Origin of the sequence: Candidatus Photobacterium acropomis, assembly GCF_030685555.1 — a bacterium.
Classification (GTDB): Bacteria; Pseudomonadota; Gammaproteobacteria; order Enterobacterales; family Vibrionaceae; genus Photobacterium; species Photobacterium lucens.
Genome location: NZ_CP131609.1, coordinates 1,256,558 through 1,278,242 on the forward strand (window position 1 = coordinate 1,256,558; position 21,685 = coordinate 1,278,242).

Here is a 21,685-nt window from a genome sequence, read left to right on the forward strand (position 1 = left end):
CTGACGGTTTAACTAGTCTCAAATTATGTAGATAGAGAGAAGAGATTGCTCTATGAGCACCTATCTAAAAATAATCAGTGTGGGTTTATTAACCTTTGCTTCAATGGCTGATGGACAAGTTTATCCATCAACGGCAACCGCTTGGGTATTGACTGGGAATTGGCAACAACCTACCGCGATATCTGAGTTAAATTCAATTATGGATGTTAGACGCTGGGAAGCAGAGCATGCTGATGCGGTGTTTGGGAGTTTACAAGATGTCGCTCTGAATAAAAAAACTATCGCCATGGGTTATATCTATGTCCATAAGCTTGATTGTAAACCCGATGAGCAGCAAGGTTGGCTCCATTATCATGCTTATCAAGAAGGACAAGATCCTGAAAATGGTTATATGCATTATAAGAATGACACTCAACTTACCGTTCCCGATCAAAGTAAAGGGCTTGATTATCTTTTAAATGGTGAGCCGATGTTGAGCTTGCTGATCCGCAACAATAACTTTGCGACTGCTAGATTTCCTCTTACCGTTAATGCCAATGAGCAGATTATTCTTCATGCTGCTTATCCTTTTGAAACCCTGGTAGTTGAAAGTACCGATCATCCTGAACTATGGATTGCTAACGCCAATAAAGAAGGTGATATCGCAGGGCTCGAAAAAGCTGATGTACATTGGATCCAACGGGAAGGGAAATGGTTTGGCCGAATTAATCAGCGTTGGTTACCCACTCATGCGATGTTCCAGGGGCGTGAATTAAATACTGGAAATAAAGCCTTAAAGGCAGGTTATCGGAGCTGGGTAGTTGCATTGAACTGGAAGCATAAGGAAGAAGTGAAAGGAGTTAATATTGAACCTTGGCTTGAAATTATTAACACATCGGGGAGCTTATCTACTGCCACTATGATGTTTCCAGGATGGGATCCTAACAATGATCCTAATGGAGATGGTTATGTGGATGATGATGAGTTTCTACAAAGAGCTAATCAATCGGCGAGTGCACGATTTAAACACCAAGCAAGGGTGATCCCAACCGGAAAAATGTGGGCTGGAAGCTGTTGGTATCGCACCAATTTTAACGATGATGCTTTTAATCAAAACCATGCGAATTGGTACAAGTATGACTGGAAAAGACAAGGCTTAACAGGCGCTTACAATGATGATATGGCAAAGCTGTTTAGTGCCAATCAATTTAAAGTGCTAATTGGTGGGCAAATACTGGAAGCGCCTATTGTCGCTGGAACATCAAAAGCGGCAGGTTATTATGCCGCGAAAATGTCAGACTTTTTTGAGCGAGTGAAAAAGACAACTGGCAGTCATTGGTTGTCAGCCAATATTTCTGAGCTGAATTTATGGGAATACCCTGATTGGCCTGAACAATTAAGAGGGGTGGTGGATGTCTGGCTTCGAGAGCATTATTTAAGTCCAGCAATTGGTTTAGAGCGATTGCAGTCTTATTGGGAGAGCTATGCGCTAGCTGCGCTTGGCGATAAAAGCTTGATTATGACTACTACTCGTGGTGGTAAAAGTCAGCAACAGCCACTGAGTAAACAAGCGTGGGAGTCGGATATCTACACAGGGCTTGCGCTGTATTATCTGTTTAATATCCCCGATAAAACCTATTATCACAGTTGGAATCAGACTTTTGTTTATGGCAGTAGTAATACAGAAGCGGATCAAAATGCATTAGGAAAAGCGATTTGGTATCAAGGTGGGGTTCCTAAAAATTGGGCATATCAGCCACAGAAATTACTCGCTATTGATATCGGTAAGCCAGCATCGATCCCTAAAGGTTTTGATCCAGTTCACTGGCAGTCGAAAACAGGAAAAGCACTGACAACTGACCGCAAAATTTCAGATATAAAATTAGAGCCTGCGAATTGGTTTTGGCTTTATAGAACAGGTTGGTTTAAGGATGTGCCTAAAGATGGTGTGATTGCTCGGCAATATACTCAAGGCTTAGTGTTATATCGTGGAACAAAGTACCGTAACCAGATGGAATTTTATCAAACAGAGCCAATACGCGTCTCATTACCAGGGTATTATCAGCGTGTAAATTATGATGGTTCGCTTGAAAAACCTACTCAATATGTAGATATAAAAGGCTATGAAGGGGTTATCTTAAAAAAGGTCGATGATTAGCTGAGATATGATGGGATTGCCGTGATAAGGGCTAAATTAGGCAATAAAAAAGGTTTTCACTAAGAGTAAGTGAAAACCTTCTTGTTACTATTTATGCTGATGCGAAATAGTGGCGTTAGCTAAATAGTTTGATAGCTAGGTTATTATTATTTCGCAAGGTAAGCGCGAATTTGTTTCTCGATACCTTTGCCATCAATTTCTAACATTTCGTGTAGTTCAGCTTGTGTACCTTGTTCAATGAAACGATCAGGCAAACCAATGTTCAGTACTGGCTTAATACATTTTTCTTTCATTAAGAACTCAACCACACCGCTGCCCGCACCGCCAGCAATCGCATTTTCTTCCACTGTTACGATAACATCGTGAGTCTTCGCTAATTCAATAACTAACTCTTCATCCAGAGGTTTGACAAAGCGCATGTCAGCAACCGTTGCATTCAGGCTGTTAGCCGCTTCTAATGCGTAACCTAGCATGCCACCAAAGTTTAGAATGGCCACGTTTTCACCGTGACGACGGATCACGCCTTTACCAATCTCAAGTTCAGTCATGGTTTGCTCAATTTCAACACCCATACCAGTACCACGAGGGTAACGAACTGCACTTGGCCCTTGGTGTTTATGACCCGTGTAAAGCATCTGACGACATTCGTTTTCGTCACTTGGTGCCATGATCACCATGTTAGGAATACAGCGCATAAAGCTAATATCAAACGCACCTTGGTGAGTCTGACCATCTGCGCCAACAAGACCTGCACGATCGATAGCAAACATGACAGGTAAGTCCATGATCGCCACATCGTGAATAAGTTGATCATAACCACGTTGCAAGAAGGTTGAGTAAATTGCTACAACAGGGTGGTAACCACCAATTGCCATACCTGTCGCGAGCGTCACTGCGTGTTGTTCGGCAATTGCGACATCAAAGTATTGATCTGGGTATTCTTTTGAGAAGCGTACCATACCAGAGCCTTCACGCATTGCGGGTGTGATCGCCATAAGCTTGTCATCAACGGCAGCCATATCACATAGCCAATCACCAAAGATCTTAGAGTAAGTCGGGCTCGCACTTTTCGATTTCGGCAGTGGATTTTGGCTTAAATCGAATTTTGGTACAGCATGGTAATTGATTGGATCAGCTTCAGCTGGCGCATAGCCTTTACCCTTCTTCGTCATAATATGAAGAAATTGCGGGCCTTTAAGGTTACGCATGTTTTTCAGTGTTTTAACTAGCTCATGAACATCGTGACCATCAATAGGGCCAATGTAGTTAAAACCAAGCTCTTCAAACATGGTGCTTGGAACAACCATGCCTTTGATATGCTCTTCTGCACGCTTAACCATTTCTTTAATGGGTGGCGCACCAGATAACACCTTCTTACCACCTTCACGGATCGAAGTGTAGAAGTTACCTGAAAGCAGATGTGCTAAATGATTGTTTAATGCGCCAACGTTTTCAGAAATCGACATTTCATTATCGTTTAAGATAACGAGCATGTCGCTGTGTACATCACCCGCATGGTTCATGGCTTCGAATGCCATACCCGCAGTGATTGCGCCATCACCAATAATGCTGACAACTTTACGACCTTGGCCTTCTTTTTCTGCTGCGATCGCCATACCTAAACCAGCACTGATAGAGGTAGATGAGTGACCAACAGAAAGCGTATCGTACTCACTTTCACCACGCCAAGGGAAAGGGTGTAAACCGTCTTTTTGACGAATGGTTGCCATGTCATCACGACGACCCGTTAAGATCTTATGTGGGTAAGCTTGGTGGCCAACATCCCAGATCACCTGATCAAAAGGGGTGTTGTAGACATAGTGCAAGGCAACCGTGAGCTCGACAGTGCCAAGCCCTGATGCAAAGTGGCCGCTGGTCTGACTAACAGATTTCAACAAGTAGGTACGAAGTTCATCACATACTTGTGGAAGGCTTTCAGCTGGCAATAATCGTAATTCATCTGGCGTGTTAGCAAGGGCCAGATGAGGGTATTTTGAGATATCCAAGGTCATAACAGTTTCGGCGCTTATACGGATTTAGCTCTTGCGTTCGATAATGTATCGGGCAAAAACTTCTAATTGGGATGTATTGTAGGGTATAGCCGCTAATGCTTGTAGTGCTTCTTGATAAAGTTGCTGCGCTTTTTCTTGCGCGCCTTCAAGGCCAAGCAAAGCGGGGTATGTGCTCTTATCAAGTTCAAGATCTGAGCCTTGTGGCTTACCGAGTGTTTCGGTATCGCTGATCACATCTAAAATGTCATCTTGAACTTGGAAAGCAAGGCCAATTGCTTCGGCATATTTATCAAGGTGCGGCAAAATCGCGATACCTTTCTCACCAGCAGCTAGCGCCCCTAAGCGAACGGCACATCGGATCAATGCCCCTGTTTTGTGTCTGTGGATTAATTCTAGTTGTTCTAATCCAACATGTTTGCCTTCAGCATCAAGATCTAAGGCTTGTCCAAGGCACATGCCAGCAGCACCTGATGCTTTTGCTAGTTCACTTACCATAGCAATACGTTGGGTATTACCATCTTGGCTCAATTGACCATTTGCTAAAATTTCAAATGCCAAGGTTTGTAGCGCGTCGCCAGCTAAAATCGCTGTCGCTTCATCAAATGCAATATGGCACGTTGGTTGACCACGACGTAGCGCATCATCATCCATAGCAGGCAAATCGTCATGGATTAATGAATAGGCATGAATACATTCAACCGCGGCTGCTGGTGTATCAAGATCATCTTGAGTCACACCTAACATTTCACCTGTTACATAGGTCAAAAATGGACGCGCACGTTTACCACCCAGTAATGTTCCATACTGCATGGCTTTAAGTAAGGCTTTATCCGCAAAAGGTTGCGTTGCTAGCCAATGGGCTAATACTTCATTGCTGCGTTGTTGATAGCACTTAAGGGATAGTGATAAAGAAGAACTATTCGTCATGGCTAGGTTCAAAATCAGTCAGTGGAGCTTCATCATCTGCCTGAAGCAAAATTTCTACACGTTGCTCTGCTTGCGTCAGTTTTTGTTGACTGCTACGAGCAAGGGCAATGCCTCGTTCGAATTTTTTTAGCGCATCTTCGAGTGGAATATCGCCAGATTCTAGTTCATTGACAATGGCATCTAGCTCATCAAGGGCGGCTTCGAATGCCATATTTTCTGGTTTTTTTGCTGCCATATCATTTTCACTCTTATCTAAGTGCAGGAAAAATAACGTAGAGAATTACTGGGGTCAAATTATGTCACAGTAATCTGTGTCGCAGACAGTAATTTTCATAAATAGTCATCATTTATTGGTTAAGAAAAAGCTAAATGAAAAACTGTAGTGGTCGATAAAGAGTTACTTTGCGGAGGAAATTCATAACTCGCTGCCAAATTTAAGCAAATTAAATCATGAATCTGGTGGTGGCTTTAAAGTTTTGACTTAGTTTAAATCGTATTATCTCTGTGAAGGATCTTTATGTGTTAATTGAGTGTCAATAAACGCAAGCCAGTTATATTTACCTAGCAAAAAGAGGAACATGCTTTGGATTTGGCAACGCTTATAGGATTGCTTGGGGCATTCGCATTTATTGTCATGGCGATGCTGCTTGGCGGCGATCTCGTGATGTTCTTTGATGTACCATCGGTATTGATTGTATTGGGCGGGAGTACTTTTGTTGTCTTGATGAAGTACAACATTGGTCAATTTTTTGGTGCAGCAAAAATCGCTGTCAAAGCCTTCATGTTTAAAACCGACAACCCTGAAGAGCTTATTGCAAAAATTGTAGAAATGGCAGATGCCGCACGTAAAGGGGGATTTTTAGCCCTAGAAGAAATGGAAATTGCTAATCCATTTATGCGTAAAGGCATTGATATGTTGGTAGATGGGCATGATGCGGAAGTGGTACGTGGCACACTGCAAAAAGATATTGCTTTGACTAATGAGCGACATGAACAAGGCGTGGGTATTTTTTCATCGTTTGGTGATGTTGCCCCTGCGATGGGCATGATTGGTACCTTGATTGGTTTGGTTGCCATGCTTTCAAACATGGATGATCCAAAGTCAATAGGTCCTGCTATGGCGGTAGCGTTGTTGACAACCTTATACGGCTCAATGTTGGCAAACATGGTAGCGATCCCTATTGCAGATAAATTAACCTTGCGTAAAGAGCAAGAGCGTCTAAATAAGCGTCTTATTCTTGATGGCGTGTTAGCAATCCAAGATGGACAAAACCCGCGTGTGATTGATGGTTACCTGAAAAATTATCTTCATGAGAAAAAGCGCAGCAGCATCATTGACGAGTAAGAGACGGTCAAATGGAAGAACAAGCATGCAAATGTAAAAAAGGAGCGCCACCGTGGATGGCGACTTTTGCCGATCTTGCGACCTTGCTGATGTGCTTCTTTGTGTTGTTGTTGTCGTTTTCTGAAATGGATGTGTTGAAGTTCAAGCAAATTGCAGGTTCGATGAAATATGCTTTCGGGGTGCAAAACATGCTGGAAGTCAATGACATTCCTAAAGGCACTAGCGTGATAGCTCAAGAGTTTCGCCCTGGTCGTCCAGAGCCAACACCGATTGAAGTGATCATGCAGCAGACCATTGATATGACGCAGCGAACGTTGGATTTTCATGAAGGCGATTCAGATCGTGCTGGTGGTACACAACGTGATGCTGGCAATTTAACCGGTGGTCAAAGTAAGAAAACCGCGACAGAGAATAATGAGAACGAGCAAGAAGAGCTCGATAAAATGCAAAATCAGCTAAAAGAAGTGCTCACCAAAGCCTTAGAGCGTGAAATTAGCGATAAAGTGATTGAAATCGAGAATCTTGGCCAACAATTGGTGATCCGTATTCGTGAAAAAGGCGCATTTCCTGAAGGTTCGGCTTTTCTGCAGCCAAAATTCAAGCCATTGGTTCGCCAGATTGCGTTATTAGTGAAAGACGTACCGGGTATTATTCGGGTTTCTGGTCATACTGCTAACGATCAGATGGATTCAGAGCTTTACCGCTCTAACTGGGATCTATCAGCGCAGCGTGCGGTATCGGTAGCGCAAGAAATGGAAAAAGTGAAAGGGTTTGATCACACCAAAATGCGTGTGGTGGGATTAGCTGACACTATGCCGATTGCTGATAACAAGACCAAGGAAGGACGAGCGAAAAATCGTCGTGTCGAAATCTCTATTATGCAAGGTAAACCTCACGAGACAGATGAAATAAGCAGTGATTTTATTTCGCAATAATCTGTGTTTATAAGTGGTATAAATAACTGATAACGGCAGTCGCAATACTGCCGTTATTTTTTATATTCATAATATGAAGCAAAAGAGATACATGGCATAGCTGAACGCGCATTTTATGAATGAGAGTTGCCGCTTTAGATGATCGTGACTAAGGTAAATATAATTGAAAGCTAATGACGCGCAGCAGTGACGACAGAAGATAACTTAGTGAGTTTTCATATCTTTGTTTCAGTGGTCGAGAGCTTGCTGTATAATTCGCGCCTTTAATTCCGTTTGGTACTCTCCATTACTTTGCGCGATATGATCTGCTATATCATCCGTAAAAAATGGGTTCTATTCTGTACTGTTAGCCCAGTGAAGCGAAGCGTGTTATGAAATTTATTGTTAAACCACATCCAGAGATTTTTGTTAAAAGTGATTCAGTGCGTAAGCGTTTTATCAAAATTCTTGAGTCTAATTTACGCATTATCCTAAAGCGTCAGTCTGAATCTGTTAGTGTCTATAACCGTCGTTTTTCACTGGAAATTAATGAGCCGGATGAATCGAAGCGCGACATGGTTCTAGCGGTATTGACACAAACACCGGGTATTCACCACACGCTTGAAGTACAGCAAACGGAATTTACTGATCTTCATAATGTCTTTGAGCAAACCCTCGCACTTGTTGCGCCTGAGCTTGAAGGTAAAACATTCTGTGTACGTGCAAAACGCGTGGGTAAGCACGACTTTACATCGATCGAAGCTGAGCGTTACGTCGGTGGTGGTCTTAACCAAGCGATTGAAACGGCAAAAGTACGTCTGAAAAAGCCTGACGTTACCGTTAATATCGAAATCGAACATAACTTACTTAACTTAGTGCTTTGCCGTCACGAAGGTCTAGGTGGTTTCCCGCTAGGTACACAAGAAGACGTGCTAAGCTTGATTTCTGGTGGTTTCGACTCCGGTGTATCAAGTTACTTACACATCAAACGTGGTAGTAAAGTTCATTACTGTTTCTTTAACCTAGGTGGCCCTGCACACGAGATCGGTGTGAAGCAAGTCGCTCACTACCTATGGAACAAATACGGCTCTTCAGCGAAAGTTAAATTCATCGCTATCGATTTCGAACCTGTTGTTGGTGAGATCTTAGAGAAAGTGGATGATGGCCAAATGGGCGTGATCCTAAAACGTATGTTCATGCGTGCTGCGGGTAAAGTTGCCGATAAATTTGGTATCGAAGCATTAGTGACAGGTGAAGCATTAGGTCAGGTATCAAGTCAGACTCTAACCAACCTTCGTCACATTGATGGCGTGACAGATAGCCTGATCTTACGTCCACTTATTAACTGGGATAAAGAAGATATCATCAACCTAGCGCGTGAAATTGGTACTGAAGATTTTGCCAAGACGATGCCAGAGTTCTGTGGTGTGATCTCTAAGAGCCCAACAGTGAAAGCCGTGAAAGCGAAGCTAGAAGCGGAAGAAGAGAAGTTTGATTTCTCTATTCTTGATCGTGTTGTTGACGAGGCACGTGTGATGGATATTCGTGACATCGAAAAACAAAGCCAAGAGCAAGCGCCTGAAGTTGAGTTAGTAGATCAAGTGGCTGGCGATGCTATCGTACTGGATATTCGTAGCCCTGACGAAGAAGACGAAAGCCCATTAGAGCTTGAAGGTATTGAAGTGAAGCACTTACCTTTCTATAAACTAGCAACACAGTTCGGTGACTTACCACAAGATAAGACTTACCTATTGTACTGTGATCGTGGTGTGATGAGCCGTCTACAAGCGCTTTACTTAAAAGAAAATGGTTTTGAGAACGTAAAAGTTTACCGTCCTCTATAATCTGAATGCTTGTATTTAAAAGATAAAATAAAGCCTCGCAAATGTTGCGAGGCTTTTTGTTTTCTAACCGTTTAAGCTATTAATATTAAGTGCGAGGCAACACGTCATAATGCATGTTTGGCCATACCACCATAGGATCGGCAACTTCAGCAGCTTTAGCTTTATTTTCTAATTGAGTCACGATCTCTAACGCAAACTCTTGTGCTGTGCCCGGGCCTTGGCTGGTGAGTAAACGGGTATTTTTATCGTAAACGACACGTTTTACACGCAATTGCTTTTCTGGAATTTGACTTTGGAAAGCAGGGTGGCAGGTCATTAACGATTGAGGAAATAGCTCATTAGGCATAAACATGACCGCGGGTGTAGCACAAATAGCCGCGATCAGTTTGCCGTCGTAGTGATGTTGTTTTACAAACTCAATGACCAGTGGGCTATCACGAAAATGCTCTGCGCCTTGCAACCCTCCCGGTAACACTACACAGTCAAACTGCTCATCAGCAATGTCGATTAATGGGGTATCAGCAACGAGCTTGATCCCTCGTGAGCCATCTATAATCAGCGCGCCATCTTCAGCGCTACTTGCAACGACGACCTCAAAACCAGCGCGTTTTAGAATCGCAATGGTATTGATAGCTTCCATTTCTTCACTGCCAGGGGCAAGACACACAGCTACACGAGGAAGCATTTTTGTTTGCTCATGCATGATATGAGGACTCCATTGATTTGATGTGTTGCCATAACTGCTGGTTGGCAGGTATAGCAATATCGTATTGTTTCGCTCGGCGAATAAGATAGCCCGTAATATAGTCTATTTCGGTTTGACGCTGATAAAAAACATCACGGTTCATAGAAGAATAGTTGTTAGCTGTTGCGTGAATAACCATTAATGCTTGATCGTAAAGTATTTGCGCCGTGGTTTGATAGCCTTCAGTCGTCATTACCAGCGCCACTTCATTACAAATCTGCTTTAACTGGCTTTGATATTGCGCTTGTGCCAATTCACCATTAGGACATTGGTTGATTGCTGTTAATGGATTGATAGCACAGTTAATCGCCAGCTTTTGCCACAATGGCTGCATGATGTCGGTGTGCCATCTGCAAGGTGTTAAAACCTGATCTAGTAGATCTGCAATGGTTGAAAAATCTCGAGGCGTATTTGTTTGCATTGCACCGATATAGGTTTGTCCATGACCAGTATGCCTTAACAGCCCCTCTGATTTGAGCGCTGCTTGTGAGGTTGTAGCGTACAAAATATCGTGGGTAGGTAACAGCTGCTTAATGATTTCTTGGCTACCAATGCCATTGTGCATGATCACGATAATACAAGAAGCTGGGATATGGTTAATTATTGGTGCTAATGCCATTTCCACTTGAAATGATTTAACGGTAACAAGCAGTAAGTCACTTTGAGAGAGGTGTTCAATGCTATTAGCAGTAAAGAGAAAGGGTTGTGGGTTACCATTTAGGGCTTGGTAATTAACCGAATATTCAGGGTTAGAACAGCGAGTCCAAACTTGGACATCATGTTTTTGCTGCTTTAATACAACAGCCCAAAGAGAGCCAATGGCTCCGGCACCTAATACTGTGATTTTCACGTTTACATCCATTCTTCGCTATCTTGCGTAAGATACTAACATTATTGGTAAATCACAGGATCAAAAAAGGCGCTATAAAAGCGCCTTTTAAGCCATTTACAAGAAATATTAGAACTTGTAAGAAAGGCTGAAGTAGTGAGCAACACCAGATGTCTTGCCTGCAAAACCACCATCTTTTAGGCCGTATACATCTTTGTATGCTTTTAGGCCGTAACCAATTGCGTAGTGATCTGAGTGCCAGTATAGACCGTTAAACATTGCACCACCGTTTGATGTATTTAGGCCTGCAACTTTCTTATCCATACCAAATTGGTAGTCGATGTAACCTTGGTAAGATAGGAAGCTACCGTTTGCAAATGTGTAGAAAGGTTTGAACCAGTTTGTTGAAACTTGGTAACCGTTCCAGTCTTTAGCATTCATGTCGTAGAAAGAGTAAACGTTGAAGCCAATTTTACCTAACCACGGCACCATGATGTCTGAACCAAGACCAATTTTAGCGTTGTTAACACCTTGGCCTTCATAAGAAACAATATTGCCATCTTTATCTGTTACCGCTTTTGTGTAACCTGCGTTGCCTGAGTACTCAAAAAGTGTAGCGATGTACAGTTCTTGTACAGGGCCAAAAGATAAATCAGTACCTGTCATTGCATCTAGTGATAAACGAGGTGCAAATTTCATGAACATTTTTTCAGCGCCGTTTTTGTCACTGTTCTTACTGTTAGTAAGGTTGAAAACATCAACGTAGCCGTATAAATCAAAAATGCCTGAACGACCGCCAAATTCCATTTCTAGGTAATCATGATCAGATTCACCTGGCAGCTCATTAACAGCGTACATTAAATTGAATTGCATCCACTTGTAATCGTTCTTGTGGATGTCATCAGAGTAGTCAGCTGCATTTGCTAGTGATGGTAGAGCTGTTGCTGCTAAAACGCTCAGTGCTACTAATGATTTGCGCATGTTTTTATCTCGCTATGGTGGTCTATAGTTCGGGATTTTGGCCGCCCCGTTTTTGTGCTTCTAATTCTATTGCTTAATCTCTCACTTGGGAATGTAACGTTTGCGCAAACCTTTGCTTTTTGTGATCTGGATCGTCTGAAATCTATTACATTTACAAAATAAGTGTGATCTTTGTGTGCTTTTTTTACGCATTTAGTGAACTTTTTATGAGGTTGATGTTCTGAGGAAATTTTTTTGATGGCAAAAATATGCAATTTGCATAAAAGATGTAGAGGTAAGATCCCTGCTTTCAACAGAAATCTTACCTAAAGTGCGAGAGGATTATTGTTCTTCGATAGCGGTAGGAGATTCAGCAGATGTTAGCGCTGAATTTTTCGCAACTAGGCGGATTAAAATCAGTACAGGAATACCGATCAGTGCCGTGGTTAAGAAAAAGATGTTATAGCCAAAATGGTCAACATACATGCCAGAGAAGCCTGCAATGAATTTTGGGAATAGCAACATGATCGAACTGAATAACGCGTACTGAGTTGCAGAGAATGCCACATTGGTTAAGCTAGACATAAAGGTAATGAAGGCGGCTGTTGCAATACCGGCACCTAAATTATCAGCTGAAATGACTAAAGTTAGCATTTCGATATTGTTACCAATGTAGGTGAAGATCATAAATAATAAGTTAGTGATCGCAGACAATAATGCACCTAGTGCAAGAATGCGCAATGTACCAAATTTACTCACTAAAATACCACCTAAGCCCGCACCTACTAACGTCATGATCACACCAAACACTTTTGATATTGATGCAACTTCACTCTTGGTAAAGCCCATATCAACATAGAATGCATTCGACATCACGCCCATGACCACATCGGAAATACGGTAACAGCTGATCAGCAATAAGATCAGTAAGGCATTCTTGCCATAGCGTTGGAAGAAATCTTGAAATGGCATGATCACAGCAGTATAGAACCATGCACCTAATTTAGCCTGACGTTTGCCTAAGCCTTTTTGCTCAAGTTTTTGCTGGTATTCATCTTCGATCTTTTCAATAGATGAACTATCAATATTGGGCTCTTTAACTAATAGGGTAGTAATCACACCAATCAGCATCATCCCTGCCATGATAAAGTAAGCCGCTTTCCAACCTGATGGATCATAGCCACTGTCTGAGCCAAACCATGCTGCAAATGCGAGCGCACCTGCACCTGCCATGATCATTGCTAAGCGATAACCTGCCATATAGGTCGCAGAAAGTGCCGCCTGTAAACGCACAGTGGCTAATTCAATACGAAATGCATCAATAACAATATCTTGGGTTGCAGAAGCAAACGCGACAACGATAGCAAAGAGGGCGAATTGTATGAGATCCGTTTGTGGGTTACTGGTTGCCATTCCGCACAGTGACAAGATGATGATCAGCTGTGAAAACAGCATCCAGCCTCGGCGGCGACCAAAAAGTTTGGAAAAAATCGGCAGTGGAAAACGGTCTACTAATGGTGACCATGCCCACTTAAAACCATAAGCCAGCGCTACCCAACTAAAAAAGCCAATACTGGTACGGCTGACATCAGCTTCACGCAACCAAAAAGAAAGCGTTCCGAACACCAGTAGAATAGGTAAGCCGGATGAGAACCCGAGCGCGAACATGATCAGAGCTTTAGGATTTAAATACACACGCCAGCCGGTGGTATTATCCTGTTGTATGGCTTTATCCATATTTTCCTCATAGCACAAGCATCCATTGCAGATACTTGCCAATAGTGAAACTGTTATTTTTTCTTTATAAACGAGATCTTAGCAGCAATAAACTAAGTTCGCATTGGTTCAGTGTTAATTCGACACCAAGTTATGAAGTTAATTCAGCAGTACTTGGGTCTAATGAATAGACCAAGACTTTAGGATAAGAAAGTTTTTGTGGAAAGCGAGCTGTGCGGAAACGCCACCTATGAATGTGGGTATAGGTGGCATTATTTATTATTTAACGATTTTCATCGATTCAATAATGATTGGCTTTTGCGGTACGTCTTGCATACCTGTTGCAGGGCTAGAGCCTGTTGGAATTTTTGCCATGTCTTCTACAACATTAAAACCGTTGATCACTTTACCGAAAACAGCGTAACCAGGATTGTTTCCAGCGGCATTTAAGAAACTGTTATCTTTGTAGTTAATAAAGAATTGGTTCGTTGCTGAGTTAGGATCTTGCGTACGCGCCATAGCAACGGTCGCTGTATCATTTTTCAAGCCGTTGGTTGCTTCATTTTTGATTGGTGCATGAGTCGGACGTCTGTTCATGTCCTTATCAAAGCCACCACCTTGTGCCATAAAGCCAGGGATCACACGATGGAAGATCGTACCGTTGTAACTGCCTTCTTCTACATAACGTAAGAAGTTCTTGCTAGTAATTGGTGCTTTTTCATCATTTAACTGAATAGTAAAATCACCTAAGTTTGTTGTTACTAAAACTTTAGTAGCAGCACTAACAGGTAAAGCAATCAGTAAACATAGTGCGAGTAAAAAACGTGGCATTAAAGATTCTCCGTTAAATATTGACGTAATTCGCCATCATTGGCGATTTCATTGAGCACTGAATTCATCATTTTTTCTAAGCTTTGCGCAATGTTTTCACGTTTCACTTTTAATGGCTCTTGTTTGGTAGAACGTGCTGAATATTGCTTACTAAATGTGCCTTTTGGTGTGGTTACCACAAGCGCAATTTGTAGTTCACTATTCATGTCGTACTTAACAAGGCCTTGTTTTACGTTAACTAGCGCTTTTTCAATATTAATAGCAATGTTTGATGACGCAGAAGGTGTTACTTTGATCCCTTCACTTGCCAATTGCTTTGTTAAGGCATTCTGAAATGTTGCTGCGATATTTTCAGCAGGTTGGAATACCTCAACATTTTTCGCACCGCTATCGACAACACCAATATATTGCTGGCTTCGTGAGTCTTTACTCGACATCTGCACGCTTAGGTGATTAGCTGTTTGTGATGCAATCACTGGTGTGAGTGTTAGAGCTAATGGTGGCTGTACAGGGTTGCTTGCACATGCACTCATTAATAAAGCAGTTGCAATAACGATGTATTTTTTCATGCTCTCCATTTCCTTTGCGCTAGTTGTATAAATATAAACGAAAAAATCGAATGTTATTAAACATCACAAGCAATTAATTCGCGTCATAACGACGTTAGATTATTTTGTTGATTGTAATACTACAAACTTATTGTTTTGACCTATCAGTTTCACATTGCTAAATACGCGTTTTAACTTCTCATGGTAGCCTAATTGGCGATTACCAATCACAATCATCTCACCACCTTTACGTAAGGTACGTTGCGCATCACAAAACATTTGCCAAGCAATATGATCTGTTACGGTATTTTGCTGGTGAAATGGGGGATTACAAAGCACCAAATCAGCACTATCAGGCTCAAAACTATCTAAACAGTTATCGTTAACTACGGCTAACTGTTGTGGATTTTCTAGGTTAATGTTGGCATTTTCTCGACATGATGCCGCAGCCATAAAGCTCTCATCAACACAGATGACGCTTGCTTGTGGATTGAGTTGAGCGGCTTTAATACCAATTACACCATTACCACAGCCAAGATCGATAATGTCTTGGTATTTTGTATCTTGTGGAATGAAATCTAATAGTAAGCGACCACCAATATCTAAACTGTCACTAGAAAAGACATTCGCATGGTTAGTGATTGTTAACTTATGCTCTGGCACATCCCACTTTACTGGATGGGGGAGGGGCTTAGCTAAGTTTGGATTCACCTTACAAAAGATCAAACGGGCTTTTTTTACTGCTAATGACGTTTTGGTTTCACCTAAAAATTTTTCAAATAGTTTTAACGTCGATGTATGAATCTCTTTCACTTTACCAGCGGCAATCACCATGCAATCAGCAGGAAGTAAATGACAAAGTTGCTGTAATTGCCAACTTAATAAGCGATTATTTTTAGGCTGTTTTAGTAATACTAACTGTGGGTTTTGCGGTAAATCCGCCAGACAATCAATGATTGAAATCGGTGGTAGTTGATTACGCTCTAAGTTCTCTTGGCAGGCTTGTTTAGCAATAAAAGAGTCTGTCACGCTAGTCACAGGTGCTTGATTGGCAAACCAACAACCGAGCGCGCCAAAGCTATCGTTCATGATCAGAATTGGGCGTTCAGAATCGAGTTCCATCTCTTGGCAGTGATTGATCAGATACTCATCTGCGGCGTCCCATGCTTGCAGAGTTTCATTTTTCCTTACTGGAAAGCGTTTTAGCGTTAAGGTGCGTTGATGTAAGGTTAGCTCTGGTTTCATTGCGGATAACTTTCAGGTATGTTTACGAAATAGTCGGCTATTTTCGCAGAACACCACGCGAGTGCAAAGGAAATACGACATCAAAATAAGAATAAAGTAGAGAAAGATTTAGCAATACCGTGATATTGCTAACGGAGGTTTATCATGATCCAACAACGTATTGAACATAAGCTTAATGAAGCGTTTTCACCTAAGCACTTAGAGGTGTTAAATGAAAGCTATATGCATAATGTTCCACCGGGCTCAGAGAGTCACTTCAAAGTAGTTGTGGTGAGTGAGCAATTTAATGATCAACGTTTGATTGCAAGGCATCGTTCAATCAATAGTGTACTTGCTGATGAATTGGCAAACCATATTCATGCGTTAGCGATTCATACTTATACCGAAGCTGAATGGGCAGAATCGATGACAGCACCAGCGTCGCCATCTTGTCGAGGTGGCTCACAAATTGGGTAATTAGCTCATAACATTATGAATAAAAGGTCGTTTTTATAACGGCCTTTTTTATTATCTCTGTTTACTATAGCGCCCAGCATTTTATTTTGAATTTAGCATGATCCGTTAAAAGTCCATCATTCGTTTAATACTTTGAAGTGCTCATCAATATTCACGAAACGAATGTTTGTTTGTTATTTTTATGTTTGATATTGGTTAATTTGAGCTTGATTTAATAGCGATTTTGTTAAAAAAAGCATCAAAAATAAATGCAATAGTAAGCTGCGTTATTTTTAAGAAATGTGCGCTTGGTCAAATTTATTGAGTTATGAAACTATTGCGCTTCAATTGTTGCTTGGTTTTCAGTCGGAATCGCGCGGATTAGCATAGAAAAAACGACTGGAATAATGGTAGAATCGCCGCCTTGAAAAATTACTCACCGCAATATTTGTGGTGCGGTGGTTAACTAGATGTTGCGGTATTGGTGCTTTACAGGTGAGGTCTTACCTGTAGACCGATTTCGAATCATGGAAAGTCGTGTCTTAATTGCGCAATAGAAAATTCTTTTTCCCTTTAATGTAGTGCAAGTGCGTATGATTACAATAAAAAAGGGTTTGGATATCCCAATTGCAGGGACTCCTACCCAGGCGATACATGATGGCAATGCCATCTCTAAAGTCGCCTTGCTTGGCGAAGAATATGTTGGTATGCGTCCTACAATGCATACTCGCGTAGGGGATGTAGTGAAAAAAGGTCAGGTTCTTTTTGAAGATAAGAAGAATCCGGGCGTGAAATTCACTGCTCCAGCTAGCGGCAAGGTAGTGGAAATCAACCGTGGTGCTAAGCGTGTTCTGCAATCTGTAGTGATTGATGTAGAAGGCGACGAGCAAATCACATTTAATAAGTATGAGTCAGCTCAACTTGCTCAACTTGATCGCGCTGTAGTTGTTGATCAGTTAGTTGAATCTGGTATGTGGACTGCGCTTCGCACTCGTCCATTTAGCAAGGTTCCAGCAGTAGGTTCTGAGTCTCAAGCTATTTTTGTGACTGCAATGGATACAAATCCATTGGCTGCGAATCCAGAAGTTATCATCAATGAGCAAAGCGACGCTTTCATTGCTGGTTTGACGATCCTATCTCGTCTAACAAGCGGTAAAGTTTACGTTTGTAAATCTGGTGCTAGCCTTCCTCGTTCATCTGAAGCAAATGTTGAAGAGCACGTATTTAACGGTCCGCACCCAGCGGGTCTTGCAGGTACGCACATTCACATGCTTTACGGTGCAGATGCAAACCACATTGCTTGGAGCATCAACTACCAAGACGTTATTGCGTTCGGTAAGTTGTTCCTAACTGGTGAGCTATTCACAGATCGCGTTGTTTCTCTTGCGGGTCCAGTTGTCAACAAGCCTCGTCTAGTGCGTACTCGCCTAGGTGCTTCTGTTGAGCAACTAACTGATTCAGAAATGATGCCTGGTCAACTACGTGTTCTTTCAGGTTCAGTGCTTAACGGCGTGAAAGCTGATGGTCCACATGCTTACCTAGGTCGCTACCACCTACAAGTATCAGCACTGCGTGAAGGCTATGAAAAAGAATTCATGGGCTGGATTGCACCTGGTAAGAACAAGTTTTCTGTAACTCGTACATTCTTAAGCCAGTTCTTCCCTGGTCAGTTGTTCAACATGACAACAACAACGAATGGTTCTGAGCGTTCAATGGTGCCAATTGGTAGTTACGAAAAAGTAATGCCGCTAGACATCGAACCAACATTGCTACTTCGTGATCTATGTGCTGGTGATTCAGACAGCGCGCAACAACTTGGTGCATTAGAACTAGATGAAGAAGATCTAGCACTATGTACATTTGTTTGCCCTGGTAAGTATGAGTTTGGTCCACTGCTACGTGAGTGCTTGGACAAAATTGAGAAGGAAGGGTAATTCATGGGTCTCAAGAATTTCCTCGAAGATATCGAACACCACTTTGAACCAGGTGGTAAGCATGAGCGTTGGTTTGCACTATACGAAGCATTCGCAACAATCATGTACACACCAGGTCAAGTAACGCGCACTTCTGCGCACGTTCGTGACAGTATCGACCTTAAGCGCCTAATGATCATGGTATGGCTTGCGGTCTTCCCAGCAATGTTCTGGGGTATGTACAACGTGGGTGACCAAGCGATTGCTGGTCTTAACCACCTTTACACTGCTGACAAACTAGCGGGTGTTATTGCTGCTGATTGGCATTACTGGTTTACCCAAATGCTAGGCGGTACCCTATCAGTTGACGCTGGTTGGGGCAGTAAGATGCTGCTTGGTGCAACGTATTTCCTACCTATCTACGCAGTTGTATTTGCTGTGGGTGGTTTCTGGGAAGTGTTGTTCTGTATGGTGCGTAAGCACGAAGTTAACGAAGGTTTCTTTGTAACTTCTATTCTTTTCGCATTGATCGTTCCACCTACACTACCACTTTGGCAAGCAGCACTAGGTATTACCTTTGGTGTTGTAGTCGCAAAAGAAATTTTTGGTGGTACAGGTCGTAACTTCCTTAACCCTGCACTTGCAGGTCGTGCATTCCTATTCTTCGCATACCCAGCTCAGATCTCTGGTGATCTAGTATGGACTGCGGCGGATGGTTTCTCTGGTGCGACTCCGCTAAGTCAGTGGGCTCAAGGTGGTCAAGCAGGCGTTGTTAACACTATCACTGGTCAAAACATCACTTGGATGGACGCATTCATTGGTCACATCCCAGGTTCTATCGGTGAAGTTTCTACTCTAGCTATCCTTATCGGTGGTGCATTCATCGTTATTATGGGTATTGCTTCATGGCGTATCATTGCCGGTACTATGATCGGTATGATTGCAGCAGCAACACTATTTAACATCATCGGTTCTGATACTAACCCAATGTTCAGCATGCCTTGGCAGTGGCACCTAGTTCTAGGTGGTTTTGCATTCGGTATGATGTTCATGGCAACAGACCCAGTATCTGCAGCGTTTACCAACAAAGCAAAATGGTGGTATGGCGCATTGATTGGTGCGATGGCTGTAATGGTGCGTGTAGTTAACCCTGCATACCCAGAAGGCATGATGCTAGCGATCCTATTCGCTAACTTATTTGCACCTCTATTTGACAACCTAGTTGTTCAAGGCAACATCAAGCGGAGACTGGCTCGCCATGGCAAGTAATAAAGATAGCATTAAAAGAACGCTGCTTTTTGTTGTTGTATTGAGCTTAGTGTGTTCAGTAATCGTATCTGTGGCGGCTGTTTCACTACGTTCTAAGCAGCAAGAAAATGCGGTACTAGACGTACAGCGCAACATTCTTTCTGTTGCAGGACTACTAACACCAACAACAAATGTTAAAGAAACATACGGTCAATTCATCGAGCCTAAGCTTGTTGATATTAAGACTGGTACTTATGTTTCTGAAGTTGACGGTCAAACAGCAGCACAATACAACCAACGTGCAGCAGCGAAAGATCCTAAAGAATCGACTAAGCTTCCAGCTAGCGAAGATTTAGCGAAGATCATTCGTCGTGCGAACGTGGCAACTGTATACCTTGTTAAAGATGCAGCTGGTCAAACAACAAAAGTGATCCTACCTATCCACGGTAACGGTCTATGGTCAATGATGTACGCTTTCGTAGCGGTTGGCATGGACGGTAATACTGTTGACGGTATCACTTACTACGATCAAGCAGAGACTCCGGGATTGGGTGGTGAAGTTGAAAACCCAACATGGCGTGAGCAGTTCGTTGGTAAGAAGTTGTACGACATGAACTTCAAGCCTGCAATCAAGATTGTTAAAGGTGGCGCGCCAGCAGGTAGCGAACACGGTGTTGACGGTCTTTCAGGTGCGACACTAACAAGTAACGGTGTACAGCACACCTTCGATTTCTGGTTTGGTGCTCAAGGCTTCGGTCCTTACCTTGCTAAGCTACGTGCAGGAGATCTGAATAATGGCTGATGCTAAAGAAATGAAAAAGATCCTATTTGGACCTTTTATCAGTAATAACCCAATCGCCCTTCAGATCCTTGGTGTATGTTCGGCGCTAGCGGTAACAACAAAACTAGAAACAGCGTTTGTTATGACAATCGCAGTAACTGCGGTAACTGCATTCTCTAACTTATTTGTTTCGCTTGTACGTAATCAAATCCCGAACAGCGTGCGTATCATTGCTCAAATGGCAATCATCGCATCACTAGTAATCGTGGTAGACCAGGTACTAAAAGCGTACCTATACGATATCTCTAAGCAGCTATCTGTATTCGTTGGTCTTATCATTACTAACTGTATCGTAATGGGTCGTGCAGAAGCATACGCAATGAAGTCTGCGCCACTACCATCATTCATTGACGGTATTGGTAACGGTCTTGGCTATGGTTTCGTACTGATCACAGTAGCTTTCTTCCGTGAACTATTAGGTTCTGGCAAGCTATTCGGTATGCAGGTTCTACCACTAGTTTCTGACGGTGGTTGGTACCAGCCTAACGGTCTAATGCTGTTAGCTCCGTCTGCTTTCTTCCTAATCGGTTTCATGATCTGGATTATTCGTACTTTCCGTCCAGAACAAGTAGAAGCGAAGGAGTAAGGGGAACATGGAACATTATCTTAGCCTATTAGTTCGTTCGATTTTTATCGAGAACATGGCGTTATCTTTCTTCTTAGGTATGTGTACATTCCTTGCGGTATCTAAGAAAGTTAAGACCTCTTTTGGTCTTGGTGTTGCGGTAATCGTAGTACTTACGATCGCAGTACCTGTAAACAACCTTGTTTACACATACTTATTGAAAGATGGTGCACTAGTTCAAGGTGTTGACCTTAGCTTCCTGAACTTCATTACTTTCATCGGTGTTATTGCGGCGTTAGTACAGATCCTAGAAATGATTCTGGATCGCTTCTTCCCGCCTCTATATAACGCACTAGGTATTTTCCTACCGTTGATCACAGTTAACTGTGCAATCTTCGGTGGTGTATCGTTCATGGTACAGCGTGACTACAACTTTGTTGAATCAATCGTATACGGCTTCGGCTCTGGTACAGGTTGGATGTTAGCAATCGTTGCACTTGCGGGTATCCGTGAAAAGATGAAATATTCAGATGTACCTGCAGGTCTACGTGGTCTAGGTATTACCTTCATCACAGTTGGTCTGATGGCGTTAGGCTTCATGTCTTTCTCTGGCGTACAGCTGTAATCAGG

The 21,685-nt window shown here is 42.4% G+C and carries 20 protein-coding genes; 10 read left to right on the plus strand and 10 right to left on the minus strand.

Annotated features, from left to right (window positions below; all coding sequences use genetic code 11):
- Window positions 1-52: 52 nt before the first annotated feature.
- Window positions 53-2,137 carry a hypothetical protein gene (locus Q7657_RS12835; RefSeq protein WP_107164844.1) on the plus strand — a complete coding sequence of 695 codons (2,085 nt, stop codon included), beginning with the start codon at window positions 53-55 and terminating at the stop codon, window positions 2,135-2,137.
- Between the two features lie 146 nt (window positions 2,138-2,283).
- On the opposite strand, the gene dxs is transcribed toward Q7657_RS12835, so the two are convergent.
- Genes dxs through xseB form a run of 3 tightly spaced genes read right to left on the minus strand, consistent with a single transcriptional unit; the run spans window position 2,284 to window position 5,311 of the window.
- The gene (dxs, locus tag Q7657_RS12840) at window positions 2,284-4,149 is read right to left on the minus strand and encodes a 1-deoxy-D-xylulose-5-phosphate synthase (RefSeq protein ID WP_107164845.1); all 1,866 of its coding nucleotides are present in this window, start codon (window positions 4,147-4,149) and stop codon (window positions 2,284-2,286) included.
- Window positions 4,150-4,173: 24 nt separating this feature from the next.
- Complete coding sequence (ispA, locus tag Q7657_RS12845; protein WP_053988604.1) at window positions 4,174-5,076, minus strand: (2E,6E)-farnesyl diphosphate synthase; 903 nt, start codon at window positions 5,074-5,076, stop codon at window positions 4,174-4,176.
- Entirely contained in the window at window positions 5,066-5,311 is a 246-nt protein-coding gene (gene xseB / locus Q7657_RS12850) for an exodeoxyribonuclease VII small subunit (protein ID WP_008986358.1), read from the minus strand. The genes ispA and xseB overlap by 11 nt, the downstream gene beginning before the upstream one ends.
- A 348-nt stretch (window positions 5,312-5,659) precedes the next feature.
- On the opposite strand from xseB, the gene pomA reads away from it, so the two are divergent.
- The 3 genes from pomA to thiI all read left to right on the plus strand — a co-directional run bounded on the left by pomA (window position 5,660) and on the right by thiI (window position 9,179).
- Complete coding sequence (pomA, locus tag Q7657_RS12855; protein ID WP_053988603.1) at window positions 5,660-6,421, plus strand: flagellar motor protein PomA; 762 nt, start codon at window positions 5,660-5,662, stop codon at window positions 6,419-6,421.
- An 11-nt stretch (window positions 6,422-6,432) separates the two neighbouring features.
- Complete coding sequence (locus tag Q7657_RS12860; RefSeq protein ID WP_107164846.1) at window positions 6,433-7,356, plus strand: flagellar motor protein MotB; 924 nt, start codon at window positions 6,433-6,435, stop codon at window positions 7,354-7,356.
- A 371-nt stretch (window positions 7,357-7,727) separates the two neighbouring features.
- A complete protein-coding gene (gene thiI, locus Q7657_RS12865; protein WP_008986362.1) occupies window positions 7,728-9,179 on the plus strand; it encodes a tRNA uracil 4-sulfurtransferase ThiI in 1,452 nt (483 codons plus the stop codon).
- An 85-nt stretch (window positions 9,180-9,264) separates the two neighbouring features.
- On the opposite strand, the gene Q7657_RS12870 is transcribed toward thiI, so the two are convergent.
- The 7 genes from Q7657_RS12870 to Q7657_RS12900 all read right to left on the minus strand — a co-directional run bounded on the left by Q7657_RS12870 (window position 9,265) and on the right by Q7657_RS12900 (window position 16,053).
- A complete protein-coding gene (locus Q7657_RS12870) occupies window positions 9,265-9,882 on the minus strand; it encodes a DJ-1 family glyoxalase III (RefSeq protein WP_107164847.1) in 618 nt (205 codons plus the stop codon).
- On the minus strand, window positions 9,875-10,774 hold the full coding sequence (gene panE, locus Q7657_RS12875) for a 2-dehydropantoate 2-reductase (protein WP_258178086.1): 900 nt from the start codon (window positions 10,772-10,774) through the stop codon (window positions 9,875-9,877). The genes Q7657_RS12870 and panE overlap by 8 nt, the downstream gene beginning before the upstream one ends.
- 108 nt (window positions 10,775-10,882) lie before the next feature.
- The gene (locus Q7657_RS12880) at window positions 10,883-11,734 is read right to left on the minus strand and encodes a nucleoside-specific channel-forming Tsx family protein (protein ID WP_107164849.1); all 852 of its coding nucleotides are present in this window, start codon (window positions 11,732-11,734) and stop codon (window positions 10,883-10,885) included.
- Window positions 11,735-12,055: 321 nt separating this feature from the next.
- Window positions 12,056-13,450: an AmpG family muropeptide MFS transporter gene (locus Q7657_RS12885; RefSeq protein ID WP_053988597.1), complete on the minus strand. Its 1,395-nt coding sequence runs from the start codon at window positions 13,448-13,450 to the stop codon at window positions 12,056-12,058.
- 258 nt (window positions 13,451-13,708) lie between these two features.
- Window positions 13,709-14,260 (minus strand): peptidylprolyl isomerase, encoded by a 552-nt coding sequence (locus Q7657_RS12890; protein ID WP_060989829.1) that lies wholly within the window; start codon window positions 14,258-14,260, stop codon window positions 13,709-13,711.
- Window positions 14,260-14,829, minus strand: coding sequence for a YajG family lipoprotein (locus Q7657_RS12895; protein WP_107164850.1), 570 nt, complete (start codon window positions 14,827-14,829; stop codon window positions 14,260-14,262). The genes Q7657_RS12890 and Q7657_RS12895 overlap by 1 nt, the downstream gene beginning before the upstream one ends.
- 99 nt (window positions 14,830-14,928) lie before the next feature.
- Entirely contained in the window at window positions 14,929-16,053 is a 1,125-nt protein-coding gene (locus Q7657_RS12900) for a methyltransferase (protein WP_107164851.1), read from the minus strand.
- Between the two features lie 144 nt (window positions 16,054-16,197).
- Here Q7657_RS12900 and bolA point away from each other — a divergent pair, with 144 nt between their 5' ends.
- The 6 genes from bolA to nqrE all read left to right on the plus strand — a co-directional run bounded on the left by bolA (window position 16,198) and on the right by nqrE (window position 21,680).
- Window positions 16,198-16,509, plus strand: coding sequence for a transcriptional regulator BolA (gene bolA, locus Q7657_RS12905; RefSeq protein ID WP_008986370.1), 312 nt, complete (start codon window positions 16,198-16,200; stop codon window positions 16,507-16,509).
- A gap of 572 nt (window positions 16,510-17,081) precedes the next feature.
- Window positions 17,082-18,422: a Na(+)-translocating NADH-quinone reductase subunit A gene (locus Q7657_RS12910; protein WP_107165199.1), complete on the plus strand. Its 1,341-nt coding sequence runs from the start codon at window positions 17,082-17,084 to the stop codon at window positions 18,420-18,422.
- A 3-nt stretch (window positions 18,423-18,425) separates the two neighbouring features.
- Complete coding sequence (locus tag Q7657_RS12915; protein ID WP_008986372.1) at window positions 18,426-19,670, plus strand: NADH:ubiquinone reductase (Na(+)-transporting) subunit B; 1,245 nt, start codon at window positions 18,426-18,428, stop codon at window positions 19,668-19,670.
- Window positions 19,660-20,451, plus strand: coding sequence for a Na(+)-translocating NADH-quinone reductase subunit C (locus Q7657_RS12920; RefSeq protein WP_008986373.1), 792 nt, complete (start codon window positions 19,660-19,662; stop codon window positions 20,449-20,451). The genes Q7657_RS12915 and Q7657_RS12920 overlap by 11 nt, the downstream gene beginning before the upstream one ends.
- On the plus strand, window positions 20,444-21,076 hold the full coding sequence (locus Q7657_RS12925) for an NADH:ubiquinone reductase (Na(+)-transporting) subunit D (RefSeq protein ID WP_008986374.1): 633 nt from the start codon (window positions 20,444-20,446) through the stop codon (window positions 21,074-21,076). The genes Q7657_RS12920 and Q7657_RS12925 overlap by 8 nt, the downstream gene beginning before the upstream one ends.
- Window positions 21,077-21,083: 7 nt before the next feature.
- Window positions 21,084-21,680 carry an NADH:ubiquinone reductase (Na(+)-transporting) subunit E gene (gene nqrE, locus Q7657_RS12930; RefSeq protein WP_005370126.1) on the plus strand — a complete coding sequence of 199 codons (597 nt, stop codon included), beginning with the start codon at window positions 21,084-21,086 and terminating at the stop codon, window positions 21,678-21,680.
- Window positions 21,681-21,685 lie beyond the last annotated feature (5 nt).

Coding starts and splice junctions, on each gene's coding strand:
- Q7657_RS12920 (WP_008986373.1), top strand. CDS start 19,660: ATGGCAAGTAATAAAGATAGCATTAAAAGAACGCTGCTTTTTGTTGTT.
- Q7657_RS12870 (WP_107164847.1), bottom strand. CDS start 9,882: ATGCATGAGCAAACAAAAATGCTTCCTCGTGTAGCTGTGTGTCTTGCC.
- Q7657_RS12880 (WP_107164849.1), bottom strand. CDS start 11,734: ATGCGCAAATCATTAGTAGCACTGAGCGTTTTAGCAGCAACAGCTCTA.
- thiI (WP_008986362.1), top strand. CDS start 7,728: ATGAAATTTATTGTTAAACCACATCCAGAGATTTTTGTTAAAAGTGAT.
- xseB (WP_008986358.1), bottom strand. CDS start 5,311: ATGGCAGCAAAAAAACCAGAAAATATGGCATTCGAAGCCGCCCTTGAT.
- bolA (WP_008986370.1), top strand. CDS start 16,198: ATGATCCAACAACGTATTGAACATAAGCTTAATGAAGCGTTTTCACCT.
- Q7657_RS12895 (WP_107164850.1), bottom strand. CDS start 14,829: ATGAAAAAATACATCGTTATTGCAACTGCTTTATTAATGAGTGCATGT.
- Q7657_RS12885 (WP_053988597.1), bottom strand. CDS start 13,450: ATGGATAAAGCCATACAACAGGATAATACCACCGGCTGGCGTGTGTAT.
- ispA (WP_053988604.1), bottom strand. CDS start 5,076: ATGACGAATAGTTCTTCTTTATCACTATCCCTTAAGTGCTATCAACAA.
- Q7657_RS12910 (WP_107165199.1), top strand. CDS start 17,082: ATGATTACAATAAAAAAGGGTTTGGATATCCCAATTGCAGGGACTCCT.
- Q7657_RS12915 (WP_008986372.1), top strand. CDS start 18,426: ATGGGTCTCAAGAATTTCCTCGAAGATATCGAACACCACTTTGAACCA.
- dxs (WP_107164845.1), bottom strand. CDS start 4,149: ATGACCTTGGATATCTCAAAATACCCTCATCTGGCCCTTGCTAACACG.
- Q7657_RS12860 (WP_107164846.1), top strand. CDS start 6,433: ATGGAAGAACAAGCATGCAAATGTAAAAAAGGAGCGCCACCGTGGATG.
- nqrE (WP_005370126.1), top strand. CDS start 21,084: ATGGAACATTATCTTAGCCTATTAGTTCGTTCGATTTTTATCGAGAAC.
- Q7657_RS12890 (WP_060989829.1), bottom strand. CDS start 14,260: ATGCCACGTTTTTTACTCGCACTATGTTTACTGATTGCTTTACCTGTT.
- Q7657_RS12925 (WP_008986374.1), top strand. CDS start 20,444: ATGGCTGATGCTAAAGAAATGAAAAAGATCCTATTTGGACCTTTTATC.
- Q7657_RS12835 (WP_107164844.1), top strand. CDS start 53: ATGAGCACCTATCTAAAAATAATCAGTGTGGGTTTATTAACCTTTGCT.
- Q7657_RS12900 (WP_107164851.1), bottom strand. CDS start 16,053: ATGAAACCAGAGCTAACCTTACATCAACGCACCTTAACGCTAAAACGC.